The sequence below is a fragment of the Enterobacter sp. 342 genome (assembly GCF_036663495.1).
Taxonomy (GTDB): domain Bacteria; phylum Pseudomonadota; class Gammaproteobacteria; order Enterobacterales; family Enterobacteriaceae; genus Enterobacter.
Window position 1 is genome coordinate 1 of record NZ_JAWUEI010000123.1, and the last position, 782, is coordinate 782.

The window sequence follows — 782 nt, forward strand, 5'->3', positions numbered from 1 at the left end:
TGCGACTGGTGTGATAGCCGTCATCATTCAATATGATTGATGAAAATCATCATAAAGTTTGTGTTCTTTTAGTCGATTTTAAGTGTATATATATCATGTGCGCGCGATATAGAGATGTTTCCTTTCAAAGTCAATTATTTCATTGCTAAATCGTGCTTATTGAGCGGAAATCGTCCAATTCGCATTGAAAATCGATTGGAGAGATCCTATATAAGGAGTATAGTTAGTGACCCAAGAATTTAGAGATGCTGTAAAAGTGACAGATGCAGAAGCTTCTTTTCAAGAAAGGCAACTGTATCAGGTTCAGATAGCTGTGAAGGCTTTGATTGATTTCGTTGTCACTAGCTTTGAAGAGTTGGGTATCGAAAAGTTACATGAGCTCGTTGATCCGTCACTTGATGAGGTTCATGAGATCATTCTCAAGCTTGATACCAAAGCCAAGCAACTTGGCGCTCTTGACCTACAGCAGGTATTGCTTACCGCGCAGATACTGATTCGTGATATTAAACAGAAAAACCCAGATCTGTGTGCACAAAGCTCCAAAATTCTCAAAGGGGCTGTAATTTTTAAATAACTTTCTTTTGGATGAAACGAGGCACTGCGGAGGCGCATATGAATAAACTCCACACAATTTCTGAGATGCTTAAACTGGCTGGCCGTCTTAATGAAATCGTTGCAGAAATGCAAGCTCGCAAGGATGCTATCCTTGCAGAAATGAACAAGAAAGCTGCATAACCCAGTTCTAATGTTCATATTAAACCCGGCCACCGCGCCGGGTTTTT

Annotated in this window: 2 protein-coding genes; both read left to right on the forward strand. The window is 40.3% G+C overall.

Features of this window, described 5'->3' with window-relative positions; all coding sequences use genetic code 11:
• The first annotated feature begins 226 nt into the window (after positions 1-226).
• On the forward strand, positions 227-574 hold the full coding sequence (locus tag V6E55_RS25555; RefSeq protein ID WP_039024874.1) for a hypothetical protein: 348 nt from the start codon (positions 227-229) through the stop codon (positions 572-574).
• A 38-nt stretch (positions 575-612) separates the two neighbouring features.
• Complete coding sequence (locus V6E55_RS25560) at positions 613-735, forward strand: hypothetical protein (RefSeq protein WP_255250421.1); 123 nt, start codon at positions 613-615, stop codon at positions 733-735.
• Positions 736-782: the final 47 nt, after the last annotated feature.